The 26,794-nt window shown below is 64.9% G+C and carries 31 protein-coding genes; 10 read left to right on the forward strand and 21 right to left on the reverse strand.

Translation table 11 applies throughout. From position 1 onward, the window contains the following. Nucleotides 1-81: 81 nt before the first annotated feature. Nucleotides 82-1,665 carry a sensor histidine kinase gene (locus GN331_RS14595; protein ID WP_156643030.1) on the reverse strand — a complete coding sequence of 528 codons (1,584 nt, stop codon included), beginning with the start codon at nt 1,663-1,665 and terminating at the stop codon, nt 82-84. A 665-nt stretch (nt 1,666-2,330) separates the two neighbouring features. On the opposite strand from GN331_RS14595, the gene GN331_RS14600 reads away from it, so the two are divergent. From GN331_RS14600 to GN331_RS14615, 4 genes are read left to right on the forward strand one after another with little or no spacing between them, the layout of a single operon-like run. Continuing rightward, nucleotides 2,331-2,831, forward strand: coding sequence for an Hsp20/alpha crystallin family protein (locus GN331_RS14600; protein ID WP_156643031.1), 501 nt, complete (start codon nt 2,331-2,333; stop codon nt 2,829-2,831). A 55-nt stretch (nt 2,832-2,886) separates the two neighbouring features. After that, the gene (locus GN331_RS14605; RefSeq protein WP_156643032.1) at nt 2,887-3,087 is read left to right on the forward strand and encodes a hypothetical protein; all 201 of its coding nucleotides are present in this window, start codon (nt 2,887-2,889) and stop codon (nt 3,085-3,087) included. A 42-nt stretch (nt 3,088-3,129) separates the two neighbouring features. Then, a complete protein-coding gene (locus GN331_RS14610) occupies nt 3,130-3,354 on the forward strand; it encodes a hypothetical protein (protein WP_156643033.1) in 225 nt (74 codons plus the stop codon). A gap of 19 nt (nt 3,355-3,373) precedes the next feature. Next, entirely contained in the window at nt 3,374-3,670 is a 297-nt protein-coding gene (locus GN331_RS14615) for a hypothetical protein (protein WP_156643034.1), read from the forward strand. A gap of 190 nt (nt 3,671-3,860) precedes the next feature. On the opposite strand, the gene GN331_RS17045 is transcribed toward GN331_RS14615, so the two are convergent. The 6 genes from GN331_RS17045 to GN331_RS14640 form a co-directional block, all read right to left on the reverse strand. After that, nucleotides 3,861-4,502, reverse strand: coding sequence for an HGGxSTG domain-containing protein (locus GN331_RS17045; RefSeq protein WP_425489301.1), 642 nt, complete (start codon nt 4,500-4,502; stop codon nt 3,861-3,863). Nucleotides 4,503-4,749: 247 nt separating this feature from the next. After that, the gene (locus GN331_RS14620) at nt 4,750-5,103 is read right to left on the reverse strand and encodes a hypothetical protein (protein ID WP_231734527.1); all 354 of its coding nucleotides are present in this window, start codon (nt 5,101-5,103) and stop codon (nt 4,750-4,752) included. A 558-nt stretch (nt 5,104-5,661) separates the two neighbouring features. Beyond that, a complete protein-coding gene (locus tag GN331_RS14625) occupies nt 5,662-5,883 on the reverse strand; it encodes a helix-turn-helix transcriptional regulator (RefSeq protein ID WP_156643036.1) in 222 nt (73 codons plus the stop codon). A 120-nt stretch (nt 5,884-6,003) separates the two neighbouring features. Then, nucleotides 6,004-6,732: a hypothetical protein gene (locus tag GN331_RS14630; RefSeq protein WP_156643037.1), complete on the reverse strand. Its 729-nt coding sequence runs from the start codon at nt 6,730-6,732 to the stop codon at nt 6,004-6,006. Between the two features lie 87 nt (nt 6,733-6,819). After that, complete coding sequence (locus GN331_RS14635; protein WP_156643038.1) at nt 6,820-8,211, reverse strand: tyrosine-type recombinase/integrase; 1,392 nt, start codon at nt 8,209-8,211, stop codon at nt 6,820-6,822. A gap of 199 nt (nt 8,212-8,410) precedes the next feature. Continuing rightward, nucleotides 8,411-9,214, reverse strand: a complete 804-nt coding sequence (locus tag GN331_RS14640; RefSeq protein WP_156643039.1) for a DUF5694 domain-containing protein — start codon at nt 9,212-9,214, stop codon at nt 8,411-8,413. A gap of 126 nt (nt 9,215-9,340) precedes the next feature. On the opposite strand from GN331_RS14640, the gene GN331_RS14645 reads away from it, so the two are divergent. Then, on the forward strand, nt 9,341-10,060 hold the full coding sequence (locus GN331_RS14645) for a hypothetical protein (RefSeq protein WP_156643040.1): 720 nt from the start codon (nt 9,341-9,343) through the stop codon (nt 10,058-10,060). A 204-nt stretch (nt 10,061-10,264) separates the two neighbouring features. Beyond that, on the forward strand, nt 10,265-10,441 hold the full coding sequence (locus GN331_RS14650) for a hypothetical protein (protein WP_156643041.1): 177 nt from the start codon (nt 10,265-10,267) through the stop codon (nt 10,439-10,441). A 77-nt stretch (nt 10,442-10,518) separates the two neighbouring features. Here GN331_RS14650 and GN331_RS14655 read toward each other — a convergent pair whose 3' ends face one another. Together GN331_RS14655 and GN331_RS14660 are read right to left on the reverse strand one after the other, a co-directional pair. After that, the gene (locus tag GN331_RS14655) at nt 10,519-10,908 is read right to left on the reverse strand and encodes a hypothetical protein (RefSeq protein ID WP_156643042.1); all 390 of its coding nucleotides are present in this window, start codon (nt 10,906-10,908) and stop codon (nt 10,519-10,521) included. After that, entirely contained in the window at nt 10,838-11,881 is a 1,044-nt protein-coding gene (locus GN331_RS14660) for a LysR family transcriptional regulator (protein WP_156643043.1), read from the reverse strand. The genes GN331_RS14655 and GN331_RS14660 overlap by 71 nt, the downstream gene beginning before the upstream one ends. 92 nt (nt 11,882-11,973) lie before the next feature. Between GN331_RS14660 and GN331_RS14665 the strand changes: the two genes are divergently transcribed. Together GN331_RS14665 and GN331_RS14670 are read left to right on the forward strand one after the other, a co-directional pair. Further along, on the forward strand, nt 11,974-12,540 hold the full coding sequence (locus GN331_RS14665) for a YybH family protein (protein ID WP_156643044.1): 567 nt from the start codon (nt 11,974-11,976) through the stop codon (nt 12,538-12,540). A 208-nt stretch (nt 12,541-12,748) separates the two neighbouring features. Beyond that, the gene (locus tag GN331_RS14670) at nt 12,749-12,979 is read left to right on the forward strand and encodes a hypothetical protein (RefSeq protein WP_156643045.1); all 231 of its coding nucleotides are present in this window, start codon (nt 12,749-12,751) and stop codon (nt 12,977-12,979) included. Nucleotides 12,980-13,104: 125 nt separating this feature from the next. On the opposite strand, the gene GN331_RS14675 is transcribed toward GN331_RS14670, so the two are convergent. The 5 genes from GN331_RS14675 to GN331_RS14695 all read right to left on the reverse strand — a co-directional run bounded on the left by GN331_RS14675 (nt 13,105) and on the right by GN331_RS14695 (nt 18,742). After that, complete coding sequence (locus tag GN331_RS14675; protein ID WP_197427164.1) at nt 13,105-13,590, reverse strand: GAF domain-containing protein; 486 nt, start codon at nt 13,588-13,590, stop codon at nt 13,105-13,107. A gap of 122 nt (nt 13,591-13,712) precedes the next feature. Beyond that, complete coding sequence (locus GN331_RS14680) at nt 13,713-14,405, reverse strand: hypothetical protein (RefSeq protein WP_156643200.1); 693 nt, start codon at nt 14,403-14,405, stop codon at nt 13,713-13,715. Between the two features lie 208 nt (nt 14,406-14,613). Next, complete coding sequence (rtcA, locus tag GN331_RS14685) at nt 14,614-15,636, reverse strand: RNA 3'-terminal phosphate cyclase (protein WP_156643047.1); 1,023 nt, start codon at nt 15,634-15,636, stop codon at nt 14,614-14,616. A 31-nt stretch (nt 15,637-15,667) separates the two neighbouring features. Further along, the gene (locus GN331_RS14690; protein ID WP_156643048.1) at nt 15,668-16,894 is read right to left on the reverse strand and encodes an RtcB family protein; all 1,227 of its coding nucleotides are present in this window, start codon (nt 16,892-16,894) and stop codon (nt 15,668-15,670) included. Nucleotides 16,895-17,191: 297 nt separating this feature from the next. Further along, nucleotides 17,192-18,742: a VWA domain-containing protein gene (locus GN331_RS14695; protein ID WP_156643049.1), complete on the reverse strand. Its 1,551-nt coding sequence runs from the start codon at nt 18,740-18,742 to the stop codon at nt 17,192-17,194. Nucleotides 18,743-18,926: 184 nt separating this feature from the next. Between GN331_RS14695 and rtcR the strand changes: the two genes are divergently transcribed. Then, a complete protein-coding gene (gene rtcR, locus GN331_RS14700) occupies nt 18,927-20,525 on the forward strand; it encodes an RNA repair transcriptional activator RtcR (RefSeq protein WP_156643050.1) in 1,599 nt (532 codons plus the stop codon). A gap of 4 nt (nt 20,526-20,529) precedes the next feature. Here rtcR and GN331_RS14705 read toward each other — a convergent pair whose 3' ends face one another. The 3 genes from GN331_RS14705 to GN331_RS14715 form a co-directional block, all read right to left on the reverse strand. Beyond that, a complete protein-coding gene (locus GN331_RS14705) occupies nt 20,530-21,375 on the reverse strand; it encodes an acid phosphatase (RefSeq protein WP_197427165.1) in 846 nt (281 codons plus the stop codon). Then, on the reverse strand, nt 21,375-22,757 hold the full coding sequence (locus GN331_RS14710) for a DUF1214 domain-containing protein (RefSeq protein WP_197427166.1): 1,383 nt from the start codon (nt 22,755-22,757) through the stop codon (nt 21,375-21,377). Before GN331_RS14710 ends, GN331_RS14705 begins: the two co-directional genes overlap by 1 nt. Nucleotides 22,758-22,885: 128 nt before the next feature. Further along, on the reverse strand, nt 22,886-23,242 hold the full coding sequence (locus GN331_RS14715) for a YkgJ family cysteine cluster protein (protein WP_156643051.1): 357 nt from the start codon (nt 23,240-23,242) through the stop codon (nt 22,886-22,888). A gap of 108 nt (nt 23,243-23,350) precedes the next feature. Between GN331_RS14715 and GN331_RS14720 the strand changes: the two genes are divergently transcribed. Beyond that, a complete protein-coding gene (locus GN331_RS14720) occupies nt 23,351-24,103 on the forward strand; it encodes a GAF domain-containing protein (RefSeq protein ID WP_331713500.1) in 753 nt (250 codons plus the stop codon). 13 nt (nt 24,104-24,116) lie between these two features. Here GN331_RS14720 and GN331_RS14725 read toward each other — a convergent pair whose 3' ends face one another. From GN331_RS14725 to GN331_RS14740, 4 genes are all read right to left on the reverse strand, one after another. Further along, on the reverse strand, nt 24,117-24,557 hold the full coding sequence (locus GN331_RS14725) for a YbbD-related protein (RefSeq protein WP_156643052.1): 441 nt from the start codon (nt 24,555-24,557) through the stop codon (nt 24,117-24,119). Nucleotides 24,558-24,562: 5 nt separating this feature from the next. Further along, nucleotides 24,563-25,003 carry a hypothetical protein gene (locus GN331_RS14730; RefSeq protein WP_156643053.1) on the reverse strand — a complete coding sequence of 147 codons (441 nt, stop codon included), beginning with the start codon at nt 25,001-25,003 and terminating at the stop codon, nt 24,563-24,565. Between the two features lie 27 nt (nt 25,004-25,030). Continuing rightward, entirely contained in the window at nt 25,031-25,852 is an 822-nt protein-coding gene (locus tag GN331_RS14735; protein ID WP_156643054.1) for a DUF3108 domain-containing protein, read from the reverse strand. A 103-nt stretch (nt 25,853-25,955) separates the two neighbouring features. Then, the gene (locus tag GN331_RS14740; RefSeq protein ID WP_156643055.1) at nt 25,956-26,789 is read right to left on the reverse strand and encodes a M48 family metallopeptidase; all 834 of its coding nucleotides are present in this window, start codon (nt 26,787-26,789) and stop codon (nt 25,956-25,958) included. Nucleotides 26,790-26,794: the final 5 nt, after the last annotated feature.

A 26,794-nucleotide genomic window follows, 5' to 3' on the forward strand; every position in this document is an offset into this window, starting at 1 on the left:
TGCGCGCAACAAGGGCGGTAGCACATGAACGCGCACGACAGGGCCAAAAAACGGTGGTAGGTCATTACGCTGAGAGCCCACCTACTGAGCATCCGTCCTGTCCGTCGGAAAAAGAAGGCTGAAGCGGCTTCCCTTGCCGCGCCCTTCGCTAACCACCTGGATTCGCCCGCCGTGAGCATCCATCAATGCCTTCACGAGTGGCAGGCCGACACCCAATCCACCGCCGCGATCGGCTGAGCGCTTTTCCTGTGCGAACTGTTCGAACAGATTCGGCATGAGTTCTGGCGCAATACCCTCGCCATTGTCGGAGACGTCGACGCGGATGTCCTCACCGCATTGCGCTATCTCTACCTCGATAACCCCGCCGCGCGGTGTGTAGCGGATCGCATTGGATAGTAGGTTTGTGATGGCCTGCCTCACTCGGTGGCGATCCCCGACGACATATGCGGGTACATCCATGGCCATGGAGCGGACATCATGGCCGCGTTCGCTCGCCTTGGGACGCACCTGTTCGACGGCCTCCCGCATAACTAAGTTCAAGTCCATGCGCTCGCGCTTGAGCGTCAGGAGCCCGTGGCTAATCCGTGCGATGTCCACGAGGTCTTCGACGAGGCTCGACATTTGCTGTACTTGGCGCGTGATGACGTCCACGCACTTGAGCGCCGACGCGTTGTCGCCGACTAGATGGCGCAGAACGTGCGCCGCGTTGTGGATCGGTGCAAGCGGGTTGCGCAGCTCATGGCCCAGGACCGCTAGGAATTGATCCTTCCGTTCGTTGGCTTCCTGCAGCGCATGTCCGGTGGAGCGAAGCTCGGCTTCGGCCAACACGCGCTCAGTCACGTCCGAGCCTTGGGTGAAGACGCCCCAAACGCCGCCGTCCTCGTCGAAGATAGGTTGGTGGACGAAGTCCACGTAATAGGTCTCCGCGGCGCCAGCGTTGCGCTGCAACCGGACCGGCATCGCGCGTCCGACGAATGATTCACCCTGCGAAAACACGTTATCGAGCAACGCGATGTAGCCCTGGTCCTCAACCTCGGGGAGCACCTCGGAGACATTGCGCCCGATCACCTCGCTGTCCGAATGGCCTACCAGTTGTTCGTAAGCGGTATTCACGAGTGCGTACGCGTGCGAGGCCCCTTCGGTGACGCACATGAACCCCGGTGCTTGGCGGAACAGTCGGCGCAAGCGCTCCAGTTCGGACCTTCGATTCGCCTGCGCGAGCAGTTCGCGCGTGCGTTCGCTCAGCACGCACATCAGCCCCGCGACTTTCCCTTCGTCATCCTGCACCGGCGTGTAGGAGAAACTGAAATACGTCAGTTCGTCGTAACCATTTCGCTGAAGAACGAACGGCATGTCCTCGTAATAGTGGGATACGCCGTCACGAATGGTGCTGGACACTAACGGCTCGATGTCTTCCCACACTTCGGGCCATACATCGGGCATCGGCATTCCGAAGCCAGCGGGATGCTTGATCCCAATGACCGGGAGGAAGGCTTCGTTATAAAAAAAACGGTAGTCCGGTCCCCAAACGAGATACTGCGGACGCTGGCTTTTCCGAAGAAGCGCAAGTACGGTCTGGAGCGACCGCGGCCACGTTCGACGGTCGCTCAATGGCGTGCTTTCCCAAGCTACGCCCTCAAGCAACGCGTCGAAATCGAAGGACATGGCTGAATCCCCCTTGTAGGGGATGGCTTGTGACAATGTAAGTATGGACCCACCGGGCCGGGGCCGCTGCGTTATGGGCAAAGACTACGGAATGTCCGCTTTGGGTCGTTAGCGGACATTCCGCCGCCAGCCCGTCACCCCCGTGACCGACCGTGCCTCCCAGTGACCGCTTTCGACCCATAGCGGACATTCGGCATGACCGTGGACATTCGGCGTGTCTGTCGACAATTCTCGCCTGGCGCACATCCTTGAGCGCGTCGGGGTTTGCCGGAACGATTTACCCCCCATGAGGTGACTGAAAAACGAAAAAACGAAACCCCGCGCAGGGCGGGGTCTCGAGGATCGGCGCGAACGCGATACTTAGTTCGCGCGGCGCTGGCGTCTCCAGCTACGTCAGTTGTGTAGAGCCCCTGTACGGGCCAGCCATTGATCGCTAGGCGAAATTTTGCCGGACGGAATTTTACGCTTGGCAAGCCCTGGCTGCTGGCGTGTTCAGCAGATTCCCGAGGCTCATCGCCGCATTGTGCGCCGCAAAAATCTGCCTGAATTTTTCCTGAGAACGCTCATCGCCGATGGCTTGAAACTCGCAGCGGAATTGGTATTTTCCCGCGCGACGGAACCCCCGTCGCCACCAGGATCAACACAGGAAAATTCGGAGACTTGCCATGAACATGGTTCGTCAGACTGATTGGACCACGGGCCTCAACTTGCACAATGAACTTCGCCGCGTCGTCGACCGCATGTTCGAAGGCGGCAGGTTCGAACAGGACGCTTCCGACGACAGCTCCATCGTCACCAGTCAATGGACACCGCGCGTGGACGTCCTCGAGGAGCCCGAGCGGTTCGTCCTGCTCGCCGACTTGCCGGGCATGGAGCCTGCCGACATCGAGGTCTCGATGGACGACGGCATCCTCACCATCAAGGGCGAGCGCAAAAGCGAGACTGCATCTCGCACCAATCGCTTCTCGCGCATCGAGCGCAGCTACGGGGTCTTCCATCGGCGATTCGCCTTGCCAGGTAGCGCCGATGCCCAGGGCATTTCGGCGCAAGGCCGCAACGGGGTGCTGGAAGTGTCCATCCCGAAGCGACCCGAAACGACCCCCCGCCGCATCCAAGTGAACCACCTCGGTGGCCGCGTGCTTGAGGACCAAACCTCCAGGCAGTGAGCGTTTCTCCGGCCGGCTCACGAGGGTGGGCCGGCCGCTATGCCGGGTGGATGCCATGGATACCAGGGAGCTCCTCTCCGATGCCGCCGAGGTCGCGTCCTTCGCCAAGTTCCTGCAGAAGCTCTGCTGGGGCCTGCGCTGGAACGAAGTGGAGCCGCGAGCCCGCCAGGCGTGGACCGAGCGTTCACCCCTCCGGGAACGTTTGCCCTGGGAACACGTACGCGACTTTGTTCGCGAAACCTGGTTCCTGCACTGAGGGAATGCAACGACCCCATTCTGCATATGAAACGGTGGCGCCATGTCGTACTTCAACACACTGCCGAACGCGGCCGATCCCCACTTGCTGACGGCAATCATCCGTACGGCCAAGGAGGAGTGCGAGCACGCGACGTGGGAAGAACTGGAACCCGTGCTCGCTGAAGCCTGGGAAGACCTGCGCGGCGCCGACGAGCCCTCGTGGGACCTGGTCGTCGACGAGATCCAGCAGGCATCGCTTGCGACGGCCCGGAACGAGCCGAATTAACCATCGCCCGGAGCGGGACATGGACAACTGGCGCGACGAACTTGCGATTCTCCAGGCACAAGTGGCGGTGCAGCACCTGATTTTGCAAAGCCTGGTGCACAGCCACTCACAACCAGACGCGCTGCTGCAGGAATGGCGCAGGCTTCGCGCGGATCGGGTCGCGCAGGCGTATGCCCTGCCTGCCGATGCACGATCGAGCGACTGGCTTTCGCAACACATGCAGGTGTTCGCGGAAGACTGGACTGCCGAACTGGTGGATCTGATCGCGCGCGGGGCGGATCACGTGGGTGAGGCCACCTCCGCGGACCTGTCCTGAAGGCCGTGGAGGGAGGGGGCGCCGCTGGCGATTGGGCCCGCTGTGTCTTGTGCGGAACCAGCCTGTTGGCACCAAAGTATGGTGCGTTCCGTTGGCTCTTCCGTACTGATCGGCGCTGAAAGCTTCGGCGCCACAACGCCGAGCGAATGTCCGCTTCTGGCCGAAAGCGGACATTGAAAATTGTCACGGTTTAGCCGGACGACTGGGCGCGACCGGTGTCCGGATCGCATCCCCTGACTTTTTGGTCCCCCCTCCCCCTCCGTAGGTTGGCCCGCGCGCGCGCTTTACCCTCCGGCGTGCGCGGGCCGGTGGAACGTCCGCCGTGGAATCGGCAACGCTTCTTTCCAGGTTCGCTTAGAGCCTTGCACGGCTGTCCATCCCGATGGCGCTTCGCACCACAAAGTACGCGCCGCCGGGCTTGCTTCTCCCTGCTCTCAGCTAGCCACCGGTCAGCCCATGTCGGCATGTCGAGCGCGTTCTTTTGCGCTCGTGCGCACGTCAGTGCGGTGTCGCGAGGCCCTAAGCCTTCTCCGAACTCATACGCGCCCGCGCGTTTCCGTCTGTTAATTCCGGCACCCGCGCTCGAAGTCATGGACGGCTCTATTTTTTGATTGTTTAGTCCGGTCAGCCGCCCCCAGTCGCAAACGATGGCGTCCAGGATGGCGCTATTGGTCGCCGCAACGCTGCCTGACCTTTCCATCGCTCGCCTCGCTTCAATGATCGCGAGCGCCGCCGCGCCCGGCATGTAGTCCAAGCGCCGGATACTGGCCCTGCGCTTGCGTTGCAGGCTCGCCAGGTACGCGCGGTCCTTGCTCAAGTAGCCATTGGTCATTGCGGCCTCATTTCGTTGAAGGCTGGGATCGCGGATGGCGCGATCATTGGTCGCGGCAGGCGCGTACCGCTTGGTAGATTCTTAGAAGGAGCCCGATGGTCGGGGCGCACACGCGGGCGAATTGGGCGACTTAGGACCGATGGTCGGGGCAGTGCGCCCCGATGCTCGTACCTATGGGCCAAACCCTTCCCACGATCGTCGGGGCAGTGTGCCCCGACGGTCGGGGTGGGCTTCGCGTTTATGCCGGTCATGCCGCTTCTCTCACAACCTGGCGTCGCCAACGACCGGACGGAACGGAAGTGGATTGCACCTCCAACTTCCCGCCGCATTCGTCAATGCCAAGCCACGTCACCGCGTAGAGCGTCGGGCAATGTAGACCGCCTTGTCGCGTCTGTTCGATCATCCCGGACGTCAGCAATTCCAGCAGCGCGCGACGCAGGGTGTCTTTCGACTTCCAGCCACGCATCTTCATCCATGACCACGGTGCAGCCATGTCGCCGTTGTTGTTGCCCCGATACTGCGCGCCCAGGTCCAGCAGCAACGCACGCGCCTTGAAGGACAGCGCGCAATATGCCGGGCTGTCCAACACTTCCACGGGCATTCGAAAGAACCAGCCGCTGTCGCGTCGCCCCTTGAACCGTTCGCGGCTTCGTCGGCTCATGGCACCACCCCCTGTACCCCAGTAGCGGGCGGGGTCTTGCGTTGGCTTGAAATGCTAGCCCCGGCACGTCTGGCATCAGGTGTCAGCAAGAACCCTCGCTCACTGCGACGCCAGCCAGCACGCAGCATCTCTACTGCCCTGAGGCAGCGACGTTCGGGCGAACCGATCGCGCCGATACGATGACGGTCGAAGCCGCGAACGCTGCCGAAGTAGTCGCCGCATGACGGACATTGGCAACGGTTGCCGGTCAGTCGCGGGGGCATCATGCGGCACCCCAATTCCAGCCCTTTTTAGAGTGCGCAGAATCGGTTGATTGGGCTAGTCCGATTGCCTCCGCGTCCAGGCGGTCTAGTTGCGCCCGCGCAGCATCCAACGTCACGCGGGCCAGGAATAGCGGAGCGACGTCGTCGTGGGTATGCTCACTCCCGCTGCCATCGCAAATGCCAGCATTTTCCGAAACGCCACGGTTGCCGCCGTGGCGTTTCTTTTTTGTGCTCGTCATGCCGCCGCCTTTGCATCGCGGGCCGCAATGCGGGCCTCACACCATTCGGTCACCTCATTCTCGGGCCATGCGCTGGCACGCTCGCCCAGCTTGACGGGTGCTGGGAAGTCGCCAGACGAAATGCGGCGGTAGATTTCGGAACGGGATAGCCCGGTACGGGCTTTGACCTGCGGCAGTCGCAGCAGGACATTGGTGGCTGTCGGGATGCCATGTCGCATATTTCACCCTTCACAGCGCGCGACGCCGCGGAATGCAGCGACCCTGACGCGCCGTGTTGGGTTGTATTTAGCCGTGGCAGGACCGACACGATGGGCGATTAGGACACCGCTCTTTCCCTATTAGCCATCCACGGCCAAGCCCCGGGCCTCCTCAATGACTTTGCGGATGGTTTCGTCGTTGGGCCCGCTAAAACCAAGTTCCTGCAATTGTTTCTCAATTGAGCCAGCCGAACCCCGGTTGGGAAGCTTTGCCATGACATCGAGAGCACGAATGATCCTCAACAGGCTTTTCTCGCGCCTGGCATCCAAATTGGCGCGGACACTTTCCTTCGGCTGTTCGGATGAGAACATCACATCCTCGGAAGCGACCTTCTGGCAGCTTGTCACGTAGCTAGTTTCAACGCCAAGGAATTCTGAAGACCCGATAACTTCAACGGCGGTGAATCCATCGTCGCGCCCATCAATTGCTACATGCCAGCCCCGAAGGCTCACAGGGGTCTTCCTTGTAAATACGGTGGCCGCAAACTCCGGCGTCAGGCGAACCCACCCCGTCATCTCATATCGCGGATTCGGGGTTAGCGTTCGCTTCTTGCCTGCGATTAGGTGTCGCGTGCCGTGCTCGTATGTATCACTCGGATCATACGGCGTCCCAAGATCCCTCCAACGTACGTTCGGATACTCCTCATACGACCAAGGCGGGAGAAACTCTTCCTGAGTCGCTGCAACGCGCTCGCGAAGAAAAACGAATGCGTCCATCTGGCCGCTCATGGCGCGGGCCCTAATGACACTTTCACTAACGCCGAGTTCTTTCGCCTTGCTTGCGATATCCGCGAAGTCTTGCTCGTCCATGCGCGCCCCAGCGCCCCCGAAAAGTGGCCGCGCCAGCGCCGCAGGGTTACGGCATTTTCGCCCCGTCGGGCTAGGCGCGGCTGTTCGTTATGCCTTGCGCTTGCGAATTGGTGTCACCTTCGCGGATACGCCTATCAGCAAGCGGTGTAGTGTTTCCAACGCATCGCGTTTTTCTGGTAGGTAGTCGTGGCGGTCGTAGTGCCGCGCCTGCACGCCGCTCAGGCCGTGCGATTGCAACTGTGCCCGGACGTCAGCGCTTACCCCCTCGGCAGCAAGTCGAGTTTCCACCGTTCGCCTCAGGTCGCCAACGGTGAACGGCCCCTTTTCCAGTTCGCCTGCCCCTACCATTGCGTCCACCACAGAACGCAAGCGGTGATGAACCGTCGCGTACACGGCACCTGACTCGCCTGCGGTAACGGTAAACAAATACGTCCCCAATGTTCCGCCTTGAAGCGCGCGAAGGGCAACGATGGCCTGTTCGATCAACGGCACGTCATGGGGGCGCGCTTGGCGTCGGCGTCCCTTTGTATCGCGCAAGCGCACTACTTGCAGGTCGGAATCCAGATCGTCAAGCGTCAGTCTCGCAAGTTGTTCGATTCGTTGCCCACCAGTGATGAGGTGGAATCGGAGCAACGCCCCGCCAGGGTCCGGCAACACCTGCAGGCGTCGCCAGTAGGCGCGCAGTTCCGCAACCGATAGCGCGCGCTGGCGTGCCTGCGATGCGCCCTCAATCGTCACCAGGTCCCGCGCGGGGTTGGCAGTGACGCGAAGCTCGCGCAGCGCGGGAAGCGCTCTTGCGTCCTGGCGCGCACGCACCGCCGCTGCGTAGGCAGCCCGGAGATATGCACGCAGCTTCGCAGCCTCGCGCAGCTTCCCGGCATCAGCAGGCTTTGCCACTACGGCCAGCAGGTCATCCGCAGTGATTTGTCCGGCAGGGGTTAACCACAGCACCGGCCATGCGTCATGGACGTGACGCCACAGCGCGCGCCTTACCTCCGCGGCACTCGCCTTTTCCTCTCGTTCGAGCTGCGCGACGTATCCAGCGAGCACGGCTCCTAGCGTGGCGCGCTTCGCAGCCGCTTCGGCCTCGGCCGCACGTGCGTCAGCCTCCTGCTGGCGATGCGCTTCCCGGCGCTCGGCGTCAATCGCCGCCCGAAGGTCCCGCTCTCCAGATTGGTAGCGCCGCGAGAGGGCATCGGCTAGGCGCCGCGCATCGGCAAGGTTGAGGCCGGTCCCCAGCGGGAGACGCACGCGCTCGCCGTCAGGTGCCGTGTAGCGGTAGTAAAACGTCGGGCCATTGGCCAGACGCCGGACCTGTAATACGCCCGCCCCACGAGCCGCCGGATCAGCCGCGCTCTCGCCGACCCGCAGCGTAGCCACGCGCCGCGACGTCAAGCGACCTCGGCTGTTGCTCGCGCTCATTGGTGCCCGTCCGGTGCCCGTTTCCATCAGGATCGCATGGATCGTCTTGGAACGCACTGGGAGGCCAAATTGCAGTAATTTCAGTGCATTGCCTTGAGATGCGATCCGGTACTGGGCGATGTGAGACTCCAAAACAAGGGATTGAAAATCCCCGTGTCGGGGGTTCGATTCCCTCCCCGGCCACCATGCGATTCAAGGCGTTACGAAAAAGCCCGCACACGTTGCGGGCTTTTTTTGTGCGCGCCGAATGGAGGACCTACTTCGGCAGGTAATCGTTCGGCTCGACCAGTTCGACGCCCGGCGCCTCGACGATGCACTGGCGCAACAGATAGGCGTGGCCCTCGCCGAAGAACACGACCGCGCGCCCACCCTCCGGCAGGCTTTGCAGCAGCCGGGCGCAGATCGAAAGATTGCGGGCATACCAGGCGCTCACCAGGCGCGCACCCGGCTGCGTGTCGCCTTCGCCATAACGCAGCATGTCCACGTAGAAGCCGTGGTTCTCCAGCGCGCGCTCCGGCGTGTTCATGTAGCGAAGGACCGATCCGAGGCTGCCGCTTGCGACGCGCTCGCTGAGGTTCTTCACTTCCTTCCCTGCGCCGGCGAGGGCCGCATCCAATCGCGGCTGCATGCCATGGGTGCTTGCGTATTCCTTCACCGCATCGAAGGGGAACTCACCGCCGACGTCGATGCCGTTGACGCGCTCCAGATCACGCAGCGCCGCCAACCGGAATCCCAGTTGCACGACTTCGTTGCGCGAAGGCGCGAGCTTGCCGGTTCGGTAGCTCGCGTACTGTTCGTCCGTCGTCGCCTGCGGCCACTCCACCATGACCTGCGTGGGTTCGAATCGCGCGAGCCCCTTGGCGATGTCGGCCAGTTCCGCCTGGCGCTTCTTGGCAAGCACGTCGTCGACCTGGACGTTGAAGACGTCTCGTCCCGGATTGTCCAGGTGGAAGGTGCCGACGATCATGACTTTCGTCGGCGCGGGCTTTGCGGCCTCCTGCGCCGTCGCATCGCCGACGACGAGCAGCGCGCCAAGCAGGACAAGCAACCTTGCGAACATGGTGGACTCCCGTCATCGCCGATGCGCCCGGATATTACATTCAGAAGTGCGGGCCGGTCGTGCGCGCAATCGCCCGATCCGGTGATGACGGAAGCGGCATTCCGCCAGCGATGATGCTGGGTGATCATGGCGCCGCTCGCAAACGAAGTGATCGAACGCTACGGCGGCCTCGACCGCTGGAATCGGTTCGACACGGTGGAGGCGCGCCTGGGCGTCGGCGGTGCGCTGTGGGGGTTGAAGCAACAGGCCGGCGTCATGGACGACATCTTCGTACGCGTGAGCTTGCGCGAACCGCGCGCGTCGCATTTCCCGTTCACCGCGCCGCACTTGCGCACGTCGTTCCAACCGCATCGCGTCGCGATCGAGGACGCCGACGGGAACGTGGAAGCCGAACTCCTGGAACCGCGTCGTTCGTTCGACGGGCACGGCCTCGACACGCCGTGGTCGCTGTTGCAGTTGGCCTATTTCGCCGGTTACGCGATGTGGACTTACCTCAACACACCGTTCCTGTTCGCATACAACGGCGTGCAAACGGAGGAGCTTTCGCCCTGGGAAGAAAATGGCGAACGCTGGCGACGCGTGCAGGCCACCCTGCCCGCCCACCTTCCCAGCCACTGCACGGTCCAGACGTTCTACTTCGACGCCGATCGATTGCTGAAGCGACACGATTACAGCGCCGACATTCTGGGCGGTACCGCGGCCGCGCATTACACGGCCGACCATGTCGACGTATCGGGCATCCCGGTGCCGACCAGGCGTTGGGTGCTGCCGCGCAATCCGGATGGAAGCACGGCGCCCGAGCCGACGATCGTGTCGATCGCGTTGAGCGAAATCCTGTTCCAGTAGCAGCCCGCGTCCAGCGTGAAGGTCGGATCACGCTTCTGTCATCGGTGCGCGCCCACTCTGCATGGGCACCCGACAGCATGGATGTCTGTCCGGCGGCACTCACCGAATTGCACCCTCGCCTTTGAGCCCTGAGGCCTGCTTCCGCAGGCCATCTTTGGCCATGGCCAAGAATCGATCCCAACGGATCCTTCCAAGGTGAGACGCATGAACAATTCGAACAGCACGGATACCAGCAAGACCTCCGGCCAGCCGGCCAACTTCGGCGAGAAGAGCGAGACCCAGGTCGACGCGCAGCCGGCGAAGGTGGAAGAGCCCAAGTCCGACGCGAAGAACGAAACCAAAGAACCGAGCGATGATGCGTCGGGCAAGTCCCAGCGCTGAGCCGGTAGTTCGACGCGGATGAAAAAGGCGGAGCCTCTGGCTCCGCCTTTTTTATTCGCGCCTCACAATGTCTTACGTCATGCCGACTCTTCGTCGACGCCGTAACGCAACCATCGATCCGCAACGCCAGCGTCGGAGAATGCGCGCGCATCGATTCCCGCCTCGCGCGCGAAGATTTCGCAATACTCCAGGTGATCCATGCCGTTGGGCTTCACGTGCGCGATGCGAAGGCCTTCCAATCCGCGACCCTTCATCGTCTCGACGAGGGCGCGCCACTCCGAGATGGCGAGCTCGTCGCCGGACAGGAGATCGCACAGATACACCCACCTGGGGCGCTGTTCGCGGATCTGCTCCAGGATCCGCTCCCAGTAGGCGACGGTGTTACCCAGCGTCCGCTCACCCCGCACCGTCGCGGACAGGCCGCCGTTGAGTCGCGCGAACGCGATGCTGTAGTCCTTCTGTTCCATGTGGACTCCGTGTCTTCCTTGTCGACAGTTTGCGCCCTACCGCGTCCACGAGGCGATCGGCCAGCCAGACCAGGCCCTGGTCGGTCGCCGCGGCGCGCGGAAGCACCGCATTGAGTTGGGATTGCCCGAGCGGCATCGGGGGTTCGATCGCCACGACGCCAGCGGCCTTGCCATGCGATTGGACGAAGCGGCGCGGCAACGCCGCGATGAGATCGCTGTCGGCCACGACCGCCATCGCGAGCATGAAGTTCGGAACGGTGAGCGCGACGCGGCGCGACCGTCCCTGCTTGGCGAGCACGTCATCGACGAATCCGTGCGGATCGCCGCCCAGCGACGTCACCAGGTGGTGCATCGCGCAGAACCGATCCAGCGTCGGCGCCTTCGCGAACGGATGTCCCGCACGCGCGGCGACGACGAAGTCTTCGTCGTACAACAGGCGCGAATCGAACCGTGCGGGAACGGCATTCATCGGCACGATCGCGATGTCGAGCGCGCGGTCGTCGAGGTCGGCGAATGCTCCGCGCCACGCGCGCTCGGGCGCGGATTCGCCGGGCACCGGCAACAACTGTCGCAGCGTCAGGTCGATCCCCGGTGCTTTCGCGCGCACGGCCGCGAGCAGCGGTTGCAGGAACACGACCGACACCGCATCGGGTGCGCCGATGGCGAACCGACGCGTCGACGTCGCGGGATCGAACGGCGTGGCCGCGGCAACCACGCCGCGCACGCCGGCCAGCACGTCCGCGATGGGCTTGGTCAATTCGAGCGCGCGCGCAGTGGGCACCACGCCGCGCGGTGTCTTGAGGAACAGCGGATCGTCGAGCAACCGACGCAGGCGACCGAGCCCATGGCTCACAGCGGACGGCGAGACGTACAGGCGCTCGGCGGCGCGCCCGACGTGCAGCGTTTCGATCACCGCTTCGAACAACACCAGCAGGTTGAGGTCGACGCGCGCGAGGTCAGTCTGATTCAGCATGTCGCTGAAATCATATCACTGGATTCAGGAGGCTCCGTCGAGCACGCTTTCGGCACCCCGAAGCGGCGCCCCCAAGCCGCAGGAGTTCCACGATGTCGCGTTCCAAGTCGCGCTCCACCTCCCGGGCGCTCGTCGCCTCTGCCCTGGTCGCAGGCGCATTCGCGCTGCCGGCGATTGCCGGTTCGCCGCTCACCGAGTCGACCAACACATTGGTCGAACGTTCGCACGCGGCCAATGCCGCCCTGTTGCAAGGCGATGTCGAACGCTGGGAAGCGCTGAGCCCGCTGACGGAAGACTTCGTCCTGATGTCCCCGTTCGGCGGCGCGCCGTCGCACGGCCAGTACACGCCGGAGAAGTTGAAGTCGATCGGGCAGTTCTTCCGCAACGGCAAGCTCGAACAGGAAGTCGTGCAGACCTTCGCCACCGACGACATGGTCGTGCTCGCGTTGATCGAGCGCGCCGACGTCGAAGTCGGCGGACTGCCGGCGCAACCCTGGGCGCTGCGCGTCACGCTCGTCTATCGCCGCGACGGCGACACCTGGCGCCTCGCGCATCGACATGCCGATCCGTTGGCGCACGGCATCGCACTGGAAGAAGCGGCGCGCCTGGGGCGTGGGGCAAACCATCCCCCTTCCCCGCCCATTCCGGTCGATCCATGAATGTCATCGCCGAAAGCACCCGGACGGTCCGCACCGGGGGCGGGCCGGAAGCTCACCCCCCCTCGCCTGTTCCTGTGACATGCCCGCCGCGCCCTGATGGGCTTCACGGTTCAGGGGGCCCGGGAGGCTATGATGGCCTGCACTCGATGCAGGGGTTCCTGCGTCGTGACCCGAGCCTCCGTGCAGCTCCGCCTGGCAGGAGCCGTGCATGACCGCCTCACAGAATTCATCGCCCAGAACCTTCGACCGCAAGACGCCCAAGGGCTCGATCTCGCGGGAACAACTTGAAGCGGACATGGACAACTTCCGCGAAAACGGCGGCAAGATCGAAAAGCTGGGCACGACGCACGTGTTGCAGAAGCTGCAGACCACCACACCCGAAACCACTCCGGCCCGCCCGGCACATCCGCAGGGCCGATCTAGCGAGAGTCGAAAATGAAAGGCATGGATCGTAAGAAGGAAGACAAGAAGAAGCCGGCGAAGACGATGAAGGAAAAGCGCGACGAGAAGAAAGAGAAGAAGGCGACGCGCGCCTTTACCCCGACCTGATCACCGGATCGTCCCTCAGGACATCGCTGCCGAGCGCGCCGACAGCAACACCGGCGCCACGCTCTGCGCGATCGCACGCATCGCGAGCAATTCGCTGTCCGTAGCCTGGTGATACGACGCCCAGTACACGCCGATCGCGCCGATCGACTCGCCGTTCCGCTCGATGGGCGTCATCGCCATGCTGCGCACGAACGTGGCCAGGTACAACTGCAGCGGGACACGGGGATCGCTGCGGATGTCGGGAATCACGACCTGCTGGCGATGTGTCATCGCCCAGCCCGACACGCAATCGCCGAGCGGAAACGCCTGCCCCTTCCACAGGGCGCCGATGGCGTCTTCTTCGACGTAGTGGCACTTGCCCTCGCGACGAATCACGACGGTTGCGCCGTCGCAGCCGATCAGCGCGCGTGCGCTGCCCGCGACTTTCGCAACGAGATCCTCGAAGCCGAAACAATCGGCCAACGCACGCGACAGCGCCACAACGGAAACCGATTCAGCCAAGACCAGCTCCTCTTCTCTGGCGATCGATGCTAGCGCCCGGGGCGATGTGAAATCAAAGCACCCACGCGCGCCGACATTAGGAAGCTGAACGTGAAGGGGCGCTCAAGCATGCGTTGCTTCCTTCACAGCGCGCGAATCGCTTCCATGAGCGTCGTCGCGTCGGGCACCAGGTATTGCAGGAGTCCGCCGAGCGCCGCGAAGAACACCACGACGACGAGCAACGGCCAGAACGTGTGGCGCACGCACAGCCACCACCATCCTTGCGCCTGGATGCCGCGCACGCGTCGATAAAGACCTGCACCGATCGCGGCGTCGACGAGCAGCTCGGCCATCAACGCCGGCGCCGACCAGACCACCCACCCCGCGGCGACGAACGCAACCGCCGCGACCACGACGAGCAAGACGATCGCCAACAACGGAAGCGCCGTATCGCCGTCGACGACGTCGAGCACGGAGACGTCGGCGGAGGCGCCCGCATCGAGGGAAGACTCCCACGACGCCGAACTTCCGCCACCGCCGGAACTGCCACCGCCGCCCGCCCAATCATCACCGCCGCCACGGGGCTCGAAGGACCCGGCATCGACGGCGTCGAGCAGACTCTCGCGCCAGCGAATCCAGATCCACATCTGCGCAAGGAAGATCGCGTACGCGATGACGATCGCCAGCGGGTAGCGCAGCAGCATCCCGTCCATCCCCGCCGCGCGGAGCGCGAACGAAGACAACAGTCCCGCCGCGGCGGTGACCAGCACGATGACGCTCATCTGCAGGCGCGGCCACGTGCGATACAGGCGCGCACGTGCACGTGCGATCTCCATGGCGCGGTTGGTCACAGCAGCACCTCGCGGCGCGCTCGGTCGACACCCGAAGGCTCGAAGTTCTCTGGAAGCCGCTTGCGCGCCGCCCGCCGAATCCCCATGTCGATCCCCTGATGTGACGCCCCGCCTTCCCCGGCGAGGCGCTGCCGGAGACTTAGTATCATCCGGCAGCGCCACAGGCAAAGTGGCCTGCAACTGTTTCGCGGCGTCAGCCGGTCACCACCACGCGCCACGCCGCGTCGTCGACCGGCAGCACGTCGATATCCACTTCGACGAACTTCTGGATCAGCGTCGCGTTCGTGCGCAGGTGATCGCTCGCCACGTGCGTCGTGAACGACCCACCGCCGGCCAGCGCCATCGGCAACAGCAACTGGTCGGCGAGATGTTCGCCGACGCAGGCCGTCGTCGCGTCGAGATACGCGCGCGCCTGCCTGGCCAGTCGCTCGGCCACCACTTCGGCGGGCACGCCGCGCTCGCCGTGGCCGGTGAAGGTTTCGGCGTGACTGGCGTGCTGCACGCGCACCATCAGCGCGTTGCCCGGACCGATCGCCGGGCGAACGCTGCGGAAATGCTGACGGTCTTCCGGCAGATCGAAGCGCTCGGCCAGCACGGCCAGTTCGCGACGTCCGATGCTCGCCTCCAACGCGGACAACAGCACCGTCGCCTCGATCGATTCGAGCGGACCCCGCGTGTCGAGCACGAGCTGCGACATCGACGCGCACGGCTCCACCACCACGTCCACCGCGCCGCCACCGGCCGGATAGAAGCCCGGACGCTCGAGCGAAAGCGTCGCGCGCACGCCCATCCGCGCAAGCACGGGCAGGAAAGTGTCGGCGATGAAGTCGGCGCTCGGCGCCATCGGATTGTGCGTGCCGCCTTCCAGGCGCAGGCGCGACGAACCGCCGGCGTGCCACAACGCCGGCAGCAAGGTTTGCAACACGAGCATGGTGGAACCGGCGGTGCCGAGCGCGAAGTTGTAATCGCCCGGCGCGACGTCACCCGGTTCGAACCGGATGGAGGTCGCACCGAGTTCCGCACCGTGCACGCGCGCGTTGCCGATCGCGGCCGCGGCCTGCACCGCCGTGAGGTGCTGGCGGAGCAGGCCCGGACGCGAACGCGTCGCGCGGATGTTGCGCATCGTGAACGCGGTGCCGGTGCACAACGCCAGGCTCAGCGCGGTGCGCAACAACTGGCCGCCGCCCGCGACGCCGTCGAGTTCGATCATGTCCATGGTGGCGTTCTGAAGCTTCATTCCCTTTCGTTCATCCCTTGACGCACACGACCTGGCGCAACGTGTGCACGATTTCCACGAGATCGCGCTGCGCCTCCATCACCGCCTCGATCGGCTTGTAGGCCGCCGGCGACTCGTCCACCACCTCGGCGTCCTTGCGGCACTCCACGTGCGCCGTGGCGCGTGCGTGGTCGTCGACGCTGATGCGCTTGCGGGCCTCGGTACGGCTCATCACGCGGCCGGCGCCGTGGCTGCAGCTGTGGAAGCTGTCCTCGTTGCCGAGCCCGCGCACGATGAAGCTCTTCGCGCCCATGCTGCCCGGGATGATCCCGAGCTCGCCCTTGCGCGCGCTCACCGCACCCTTGCGCGTCACCAGCACGTCCTTGCCGAAGTGGTGCTCGCGGTTGACGTAGTTGTGGTGGCAGTTCACCGCCTCGGCGTCCGCCTCGAACGGCTTGTCGATCACGCCGCGCACGGCCTGCACCACGTGGCGCATCATGATCGCGCGGTTGGTGCGCGCATAACGCTGCGCCCAGTCGACCGCGAACACGTAGTCGCCGTAATGCTCGCTGCCCTCCGGCAAATACGCGAGGTCCTGGTCCGGCAGGTTGATCATCCAGCGGCGCATGTCCTGCTTGGCGAGCTCGATGAAGTGCGTGCCGATCGCGTTGCCCACGCCGCGCGAACCGGAGTGCAGCATGAACCACACGCGGTCCTCCTCGTCCAGGCACACCTCGACGAAGTGGTTGCCCGTGCCGAGCGTTCCCAGATGGTTGAGGTTGTTGGTGTTCTTCAGGCGCGGATGACGGTCGCAGATGACCTTGAAGTCATCGACCAGCGTCGACCAACCCTGCTCCACCTGCGCGGACGGATTCGTCCACGCGCCCTTGTCGCGCACACCGCGGCCAGCGGTACGCCCATGCGGAACCGCACGCTCGATCGCGCTGCGCAGCCCGGCAAGATCGTCGGGCAAATCGGAGGCGGTCAGCGTCGTGCGCGCGGCGATCATGCCGCAGCCGATGTCGACACCCACCGCCGCGGGAACGACGGCGCCGATGGTCGGCACGACCGAACCCACCGTGGCGCCCTTGCCCAGGTGGACGTCGGGCATCACCGCGATCCAGCGATGGATGAAGGGCAGCTTGGCGATGTTGCGCAACTGCTCGCGCGCGGCATCCTCCAGCGGCACGCCGCGCGTCCACAACTTGATGGGCGCGGACCCCTGATCCTGGATGACGTCGTAGTTCTGCATGCTCATAAGTTAATCCGAAAAATGAAATGGCGCGGTGACAAAAGTGGCGGAACGTTTAGCGCGACGGGCATCGCTGCCTGCCGAGCAACCGGGAATCGAACCCGGAAGCACCAGATGTAGTTCCGCCGGCATTCACCGCATGGAACAGGAAAACCGACGACGACCGCGACGAAATGGACGGAACCTGGCGACCGTGACAGGGTTGTTGTAGTTCCATCCGCATTCGCGGCCACCGGCGGCGAAACACTTGTGATCTCCTCCGGGCCCGGCCGGCCCCATTGCCGGCCGGGCATCGCGTGTTGTTCAAAGATCGATCGACGCGATCCGATCGACCCAACGGGTCGCACCCGCACCTTCCGCGGCGAACACCGCGAGCAACTCGAATACCGCATCGCTGAACCCGCCCACGTGCAGCACGTCGTCGCGCTCCACGACCTGCGAGCTGACGATCGGCTGCAAGTCGATGCACACCAGCTTCGCCTGCGGGCAACGCGCCTTCAGCTCCGACCACTGGCGCATCGTTTCGGTCGCACCGCCGCTGCGCGTGTCGCGCCAGCTTTCGCTGTCGGACACGAGCACGACGAGGTCGGCCTGCGCCTTCTCGCGATTCAACTGCGCGATCGGCGCGCTGATGCTCGTCCCACCGCCACCCACGCCCGCAAGACGCCCGGCCTGGGTGAGCACGCTGTCGCGCGGATTCAATTCCACGCGATGCACCTGCGTGTCGAACGGCAGCACCCGCGCCATCGGGTTGTTGCGTTGCAGGCACGCCGCGATGAGTGCGGCGACATCCACGCAGCGCACCGACGAGGTCGCGCCCTTGCGGAAGCCCGTGACCGGCGCGCCCATCGAGCCCGACACGTCCACGCCCACCACGACCCGACCCTCGATCACCGGCACGTTGCGGGTGGCGATTTCCATCGCTTCCTGCAGCGCGTCGAAGATCTGCGCCGGCAACTGCGAACCGGCCTGGCACGCGGCCAACAACTGGTACGGGAAGACACGGGCGCGTGCGATCTCCGACGGGCTGCGCAAACGCCCGGCCACGTCGGCCACCGTCGCCTCGTCATCGAACACGCCGTTGCGCGCGAAGGTGTTCACCGACATGCGCAGCGTCTGCCACGACACCGTGCGAGCGAGCGTCTTCCAACGCGCGGCGTCCAGCGACAGCGACGTCAGGTACTGGAACGGCACCTCCGGCAACGCCCCCTGCGGCGCGCGCTTGAAAGCTTCGTACGCGCGGACCTTCGGCGGCAGCACGTCCTCGCGGAACGGCTTGCCGATGACCCAGGCGTACAACGCTTCACGCTCGGCGTCGGCCGGCTTCGGGTGGACCATGCGGATCACGTCGGCGAGCGACGGCGCGTTGCCGATCGCGGCCTGCACGATCTGCTCCGACGACGCACGCGCCAACCACGCGCGCACCAGTCGCTTGGGCAAGGTGCCGAGCGACTTGCGCCCGGTCCGCCCGCTGCGCATCACCTGCACGAAGTTGCGCAACATGCGGCCGTTGTCGACCACGCGCGGAAACACGCGGGCGAACAGGTCGGCATCGCGGCTGGCCAGGGTGGCGAGCAGCAGCGCCGGCATGTCCTTCATGTGCGCGACCTGGCGGGCATACACCGCAGTGCGCGCGACGAAGGCCGGCGACACCTGCTCGCAAAGCGCGAGCACGGTGGACAGCTGCGTCTCGTCGCTCGCGTAGTACGTGCCGTTGAGGCAGCCCGTCGCGGCGTAGAGCGCCAGCGCCTGCTCCGGCGACCGGGCATAGGCCAGGCCGCCGGATTCGTTGCGCGCCGTCGCCGACGGCGCCATCAGGCCGCGCAACGAGGAGAAGAGTTGGGAGTTGGCCATGTCGACCTTCCTTTGCGGGAACTGCCCGCGGGACCCCTCTCCTAACGCAATCGCCGTGCCAACCTCGACGGCATCGCCTCAAGTGATTGATCTGAAACGCAAAGCGATCAGAATCGAAGTCTTGACGGCCGCACTCATTCATCGAATTCGTATACATTGGGCGCGGGCTTTATAGGACTCGCTAATGCGCAGGCGCCAGGTCGTCATCGGCATGCTCGGCACGCAACTCGATTCGGGCATCGGCCCGGCGCGCTGGGAAAAATGGCGGCCGACCGTCTCGCTCGGCATGCACGAGACCTTCCTGGTCGATCGCCTCGAACTGCTGGTCGACGAGCGCCGTTACAGCGCGTTGGCCAATACAGTCGCGCTCGACATCGCGCAGACCTCGCCGGAAACCGACGTGCACCGGCACGATGTGTACCTCGCCGATCCCTGGGATTTCGAAGCGGTGTACGCGAGCCTGCACGACTTCCTGCAGGCCTACCCCTTCCAGCCGGAGGAAGAGGACTACTACGTCCACATCACCACCGGCACGCACGTCACGCAGATCTGCTGGTTCCTGCTCGCCGAAAGCCGGCATTTCCCGGGCCGTTTGCTGCAGACCTCTCCGCCGCGCAAACAAGGCGGCGATGCGCCGGGCAGCTTCGCGATCATCGATCTGGACCTGTCGCGCTACGACCGCATCGCGCAACGTTTCCAGCAGCAGCAACTCGCCGATCGCGACCTGCTCAAGAGCGGCATCGCGACGCGCAACGCCGCGTTCAACCGCATGATCGAGCAGATCGAAACCGTCGCGACGCGTTCGAAGGCCCCGATGCTGTTGATGGGACCCACGGGCGCCGGCAAGAGCCAGCTCGCGCGGCGCGTGTTCGACCTGAAGAAGCTCAAGCACCAATTGCCCGGCGGCTTCGTGGAAGTGAACTGCGCCACGTTGCGCGGCGATGGCGCGATGAGCGCGTTGTTCGGCCACGTGCGCGGCGCGTATACCGGTGCGGCGAACGACCGCGCGGGCCTGTTGCGCTCGGCGCATCGCGGCCTGTTGTTCCTCGACGAGATCGGCGAGCTGGGCCTGGACGAACAGGCGATGTTGTTGCGCGCCCTCGAGGAGAAGCGCTTCCTGCCCGTGGGCAGCGACAAGGAAGTCGAGAGCGACTTCCAGTTGATCGCAGGCACCAATCGCGACCTGCAGGTCGCCGTCGCGCAAGGGCGCTTCCGCGACGATTTGCTGGCACGCCTGAATCTATGGACGTATCGGCTGCCCAGCCTCGCCGAGCGCGCCGAAGACATCGAACCGAACCTCGACTTCGAACTCGAACGCTGGTCGCGCGAAAACCACGCGCGCGTAACCTTCAATCGCGAGGCACGGACACGTTACGTCGCCTTCGCGACCGGCCCCGATGCGGCGTGGTCCGGCAACTTCCGCGACCTGGGCGCGTCGATCATGCGCATGGCGACGCTGGCCGAAGGCGGCCGCATCCAGATCGCGAACGTCGACGAGGAAATCGGACGCCTGCGCCGGCAATGGCGGGGGGATGCGCTGCCTTCCGTGCTCGACACGCTGCTCGGCGAACGCGCCGAAGCGCTCGATCGCTTCGACCGCATCCAGTTGGAGGAAGTCGTGCGCGCGTGCGCGAAGGCGAAATCGCTTTCGCAGGCGGGTCGCGAGTTGTTCGCGGTCTCGCGGCAGCAGCGCGCGAGCACGAACGATGCGGATCGGCTGCGCAAGTACCTGGCCAAGTTCGGCCTGGATTGGGAGCAGGTGCGCGCCGTGCGCGCGTCCTGAAGCGTCAGAGCGTCCCGGCGATCGGCCCGACCAACGCAGCTTCCGCCTCGCACTTCGCCTGATCCACCGGCGCGCCGTTCGCGACTTCCGCGCGCGCCGCCGCGACATCGGCAGCGAAGGTCGCATCCGATTGCAAGCGCGCGAACGTGCCGGCCGCGACCGTGCGCCCCGCGAGGATGTCGCTCTGCCAATGCGCGTTGCACACCAGGCGGCTCTCGCCGAATGCGCGCGCACGCGCCAGCAAGGCATCGGTGCGCTCGGGTGCGATCTGCACGAGCACCAGGCCCCACGTCCAGCCGATCGCGGTGTGGCCCGAGGGATACGAGCCATCCTTGCGCAGCGCCGCTTCATCGCCGGGCGCGCAGGTGTTTTCGTTGTAGTGCACGAACGGGCGTTCGTGCTTGTAGTGATCCTTCGCGCGATACGTCGCCATGCCGGCATCCACCATCGTGCGTTGCATCAACAGATAGAGGCGCGGCGTGCCCGCTTGCGTGATCGGCGTGTCCAAGGCGCAGTCGAATGCAGTCGGCGCATGCGGGAAGTTCAAATCGGCATCGGATGTCGCCAAGGTTTCGCGCGGGCCGTTGCGCAAGGCCTGCGCCGTTGCGTGGATCGCTTCGTCCTGTGCGAACGCGGGCGACTTGGCGGCCGGCGGAGGCGGCACCAACGCCAGGCTGTCGGGCAACGCGCGTCCCAGGTAACCCGCGGGCACGCCGGGTTTCAATTCGGGAACGGGCGCGGGTGCGGGCGCGGCCGCGGCGGGTGGCGGGTTGCTTTCGACCGCGCTGCCCGCGCACGCAGCCAGGGTCGCGACGAGCGCGAGCGACACTGCTGTCCGGAGCATCTTCATCAGGAACGCTTCACGAGCGGCGGCGGGAAGTACGTGCCATCGGCGACGCCACCCTTCGGCCCGTAGAAGCGGAACGTGAGGCGATAGTCCTTTCCTTTCGGCGTGGGCAGCCAGTTCGAATCCGGCGCGTCGGCGGGCTTCTCGGCGGCGAAGTACAACGTGAGCGAGCCGTCGTCGCCGTATTTCAGGCCCGATTCGCGATTGAGCAGGAAGCGGTTCTTCGGATTCGGCAGGACGCGCGCGTGGATCGGATCCACCGCGATCACCGACCAGAAATAATTCGCGAACGTCGGCGGCAACGCATCCTTCGGGAACGTCAGTGTGTAGACGTGGTCGCCGTTGAGCTGCACACCGTCGCCATCCATGCTGCTCTTGTAGTAGATGACTTCGTCCAGCCGATTCGCCCAGATGCCACCGAGGTTGACTAGCGTGCGGCCCAGCCAATCGTCGCCGTAGGTGCCCGCGGCGTGCGGTCGCACCCAGCCGTTCTTCGTCGTGCCGTGGCCGATGAGGGCGCCCGCCTTGGCGAGATCGGCCTGCGCCTTTTCGCGGACCACCTTCTCCACGCGTGCGCGCTCGGCCGGATCGCGGATGCCTTCGGCGATCGCGCGCGCCTTCGCTTCGAGGCCTTCCATGCCCGCGTTGATGTCCTTCTCGCTGTCGAGGACGGCGGGCGCGGATTCGAACGCTTCCACGCCGGGCAGATGCTGCACGTCGAAATCCGGGAACGCGGGCAGCGTCGGCGGCGTTGGCGCGCCGGTCGAACGCATCGAGAATTTGTGCTGCAACGCGACCGCCTCGTCCCAGTTGTCGCCGAGCTCGACGCGCGCGAGCACGCGCATGTATTTCACGGGGACATCGATGCGCGTGGTGTTCGCCGGCAGCTTGACGTTCGCGCCCTGCAGGCAGACGGCGAACTCGCCAGACGGATGTGCAGCCTGCGTCCGCTCGTTGATGTTCGCAACCGTTTCGCCCCAGCCGTTGAGGAATTGCACGGTGTAGTAGCGCCCGGTGACCTTGGGCACGGTGACGAGCGTGCAGTTGTTCTCGTCGACCGCGACCCACGCCTCGGAGTACGCGACATCGAGATTGGGATTGGGCCAATCCACCGCGCCGGGTTTGCGATGGATCATCGTGTTCCACTTCCAGCCTTCGGCGAGGTCGGCCTTCTGCTGGCGCAACACCAACAGGCGACCGAGCAGGTAGATCCAGGCATCGCTGATGTCCTGGTCGGTGTAGGCCGCGGCTTTCGCAACCGCGGCCGCCGCCGGTGACGGCGCGGTCGATGCAGCGGCCGGTGTCGTTTCCGTGGAAGAGCGATTGCATGCCGCCGGGACGAACGCCAGCGCGATCAGGCACGACATCAGGGCGATGCGGTTCATGGCCTCACTCCTTCGATCAAGCTCGACAATGCGCGAGCCTCGAATCCGGGTCGGCCACAATGATGCGCACGCGTCGAGGGGCGCGCGTCGGAGCTTCCACGTAAGGCCGCGTCAGTAAAACTACGGAGTCAGTAGGCGACCAGTTCGATGCCCAGCGCGCGGCGCTCGGAGTACTCGGCCCGCACGCTGCGGCAATACGGCCCGCCCATCACGAACCGCCGGCAGACCTCCGGGCGCGATTCGTAGATCGAGCAGCACATGCGGGCCGAATCCAGCGCCACGCACCAGCCTTCCTCGTCGTGCGCCATGACCGTCAGGCCGTTGCGCGTATCGAGCAGGTGGGAGGGAACGCGGTCTTCGGGCATGACCACGACGGTCAGTCGGCAGCAAACGGCGTCGCAACGACTGCAGTGGGGTTCCGCGCACGATTCATCGACGGGACCCTCGCAAGACGTGGAGGCCGCATCGGGGTTGGGGGTAGACATGTGACGACAGGGTACGCCCTCGGGCGACCGCACGTTTCACGAACGCTTCCACCTGAACGGGTTCACCATGCTGAATCCCCCCGCCCCAACCGCCGGTAGACTCACCGAGTGACCACGCCCTCCAATCGAATCGCGATCGATGCCGACATCGCGAAAGTCGCCCGTTGCCCTTCCGTTCCGACCATCCTCGATGCCGTCATCGAGCTGACGGGGCTGCGCTTCGCCGCAGTGGCGCGGGTCACCGAAACCCACTGGACCGCATGCGCGGTGCGCGACGACCTCGGTTTCGGCCTCGCGCCGGGCGCGGACCTGGTCCTGGAGTCGACGATCTGCAACGAGATCCGGCAGCACCACCAGCCGGTCGTCTTCGGCCATGCCAGCGCGCATCCGATCTACCGCACGCACCACACGCCGCTGCAGTACGGCCTGGAAAGCTACATCTCGGTACCGATCTTCCTCCGCAACGGCGATTTCTTCGGCACCCTGTGCGCGATCGACAGCGCACCGAGCGACGTCGACGCCGATCCGGTCAAGGAGAAGTCGCTCACCCTGTTCGCCCGGCTGATCGGGCATCAACTCGACATCGCCGACGACCTGGCCACCAGCGTCACCCGTTTGCACGATCTTCTAACCGACACCGCATCGCGCGAAGAACTGGTGACCACGACCGAGCGCGAAATCCGCGACCTCTTGCAGCCCGTCGTGACGGGCCTGTACTTGCTGCGCTCGAGCGACGCACTCTCCCAACCGGATCGAGAAGTGCTCGCCGACATGGAACAAAGTTGCGCGCGCATCGGCGTGATGTTGGGCGAACGCCTCAACCAGGCTTACAACCGATTCAAGCTCACCGACGAAGCGTAAGCCCGGCCGCGCATCAGCGGCCGTAGGTGCGCCAATGCACGACCCGCTTTCCGTCGTTCCGCAGACCGACGAAAACGTACCCGGCCGCATCCGCGTCGCATTTGAAGAATCTGTACTCCGTTCGCAACGCTTCCTCCGAAGGCCACCAACGGCGCTGGATGATCGCCGGCACCGTCTGCGCATAAGCGATCGGCTTGCAATCGTCCGGAAGTTTGAGGGACCTGGCGCCGGGGATCTCGAACGATAGTTCGCTGGCGCTCGTGTCGATGTTGTGGACCTCGCGCAATTCGACGGCATCGTGCGGAAGCCACCCGGGAATCCAGCCCTTGTAGACCAAGCCCGCGTCGATGGCGTCCGATGCGGTATCGAACGACGAATCCGGGGTTTCCCAGAAGCAACCCGCGGTTGCCAGGCAGGCGATCGCGGAGATGAGCCAACGCGAATTTCTGGACATGTGACTCAAAAGTCCCACGCTTCCAGGCGATCGACGTCCACGATGGTGTAGGTATCGTCGCAGGTCGTGCAAAACAGCAACGGGTCGCCTTCGCGCGCGGGCTCGAACCTGAAGATACCTTCGAGAATGACGTACTTGCCGGTCAGCGCGTCGTAGCTTTCGCGGTGCGCTTGGAGTTCGGGCGCCAACTTGCCGATCTCGATGCCCGCATGGGTGAAGTGTTCCCGGTCGTCGGGGGTCGGAAAGAGCCGCCACTTGCCTTCGAACCCGGAATAGAAATCGGCGACGCCGATGACTCGTACGAGCTTGCCGTCGAAGCGCTGCGGATCGCCCAGCAACGAATAGATCGAAACCTGGCGCGCTTCAGGCGACGCCGATCCCGCGGGTTGCGCGGCGAAGGCGATGTTCGCCCACGCCAGCACGATCAATGCCAGGAATCCTTTCATGCGCCATCCCTCCCCTGCCTGGGGAAATCATGGCACGGCAGCCGCCGGCAACGGAAATTCCACCACCGCAGGCACGCTCAGCAACACCTTCGAGCGATACATGCCGTTGAAGACGTCCTCTTCCTTCAGCACCACGCGGCTGGCCTTGTCGATCCAGAAGCGCTGGTAGTTGCCCTTCCCCGGTTGACCGCTTTCGGTTTCCACCAGCCAGGTGTCGTGTTGCGTGCCGTCGCCGCCGACGAGTTTGCGTTCGCCGACCACGGTGTAGTCCACGTCCATCGGCGCTTCCATGCCGACGTCGAACAGATGCACGCGCAAGGTGCCGCCCTTTTCATAAGGCAACAACGGCAGCAGCGTCAGGTCGGAATGCCAGTTCATCCACCAGCCGTCCTTCATCGACGGGAAGCCGGCTTCCATTTTCTGGCGCATGGCATCGGGCACGTTGCCTTCGATGGTGCCGCGGCCTTTCTTCGGATCGACCGTGGTGGTGTATTCGGCGGTGGGGCGTTTCCACGACGAGGTTTGCGCGAGCGTGGCGAGATCGCGCGCCGAATGCACGGTGCGCGCGGTGTGCACCACGCCGGTTTCGTCTTCCCAGTGTTGCGTGATCACCCACGCGTCGGCGCCGTCGACGCGTTCGCGCGCGACTTGCGTCGTGGCGAGCATCGTGCGCTTGAAGCCGGTGTCGGGCGCGCCGTGGAAGTACACGACGTAGGTCTGCGTCGTCGGGCGCAGCGCTTCGAGATGGAGATCGGAAGGCGCAACCTGCACGGGCTCTGCGGCGTGGGCGAAGCCGCTGGCGGCAGCGAGGGTCAGCGCGACGGACAGGGACAGGCGTGCGAGATGCATGCGGGACGTCCGGATGGGGGGAAGCGCGTATTCAAGGGCGCGCGCCCAAGCGCAGGGAGTGCCGTCCGGCAGGGTGTCGATGCGCATGCGGGGCGCGCCGGTCTCAGTCGGCCACCGAGATACGCAGCGGTATCGCCTTCGAATGCGCGTGCTTCGCCGCCGCCCGCATGCGCTCGATTCGCGTGCGATCCGACGGGTGCGTCGAAAGCAGCGTCGGAACGTCGGGCATGCCGGATTCGCGCCGGTATCCCGACAGGACATCGAACACGCCATCGGCGCCGCGCGCATCGCCGTACGTTCGGCGCAATCCATCCAGCGCCGCGGTATCGGCGCGCGTTTCGGCGTTGCGCGAATAGCCCAGGCTGACCAGTTGCCCGATCTGCGGCATCAACGACTCGCCATCGCCCGACAACAATGCCAGGCCGAGCGCGACGCTCGCGCCACCGCCGACCGACGAAATCGGATCGCGTTCGCGCACGTGCGCGATCTCGTGCGCGAGCACCAGCGCCAGTGCGTTCTCGCTCGGCATCCGGCGGTACAGGCCGCGCGTCACGACGATGTGCCCGCCCAGCGTCGCGAACGCGTTGGGCACGTCGCTGTCGGCGAGGTGCACGCGCAGCGGCATGTCGCGCGGGACCTGCATGCGGGACGCCAGTCGATCGACCAACGCCTGCAGGTACGCGATGCGCTCGGCGTCGCGCGCATGCTTCACGTCGGCACGTTCGTAAAGCTCGATGCCGACCACGCGCTCGCCCACCAGCCGTTGCTCGAACGAGAACGGCACGCACCGCGCGAGCCAGCCGCCGGCCACGTACAGCACGGCGGCCAACGCCAGCAGGATGATCGCCAACCCTGCGCACAACCGAAGGAATTCCGCCGGCACGCTCTCGCGCGACACGTTCACGTCGTGATCGACCGGCGGATTCTCGTACTGCATCGCCG

This window comes from Noviluteimonas gilva (assembly GCF_009740395.1).
Taxonomy (GTDB): Bacteria; Pseudomonadota; Gammaproteobacteria; order Xanthomonadales; family Xanthomonadaceae; genus Noviluteimonas; species Noviluteimonas gilva.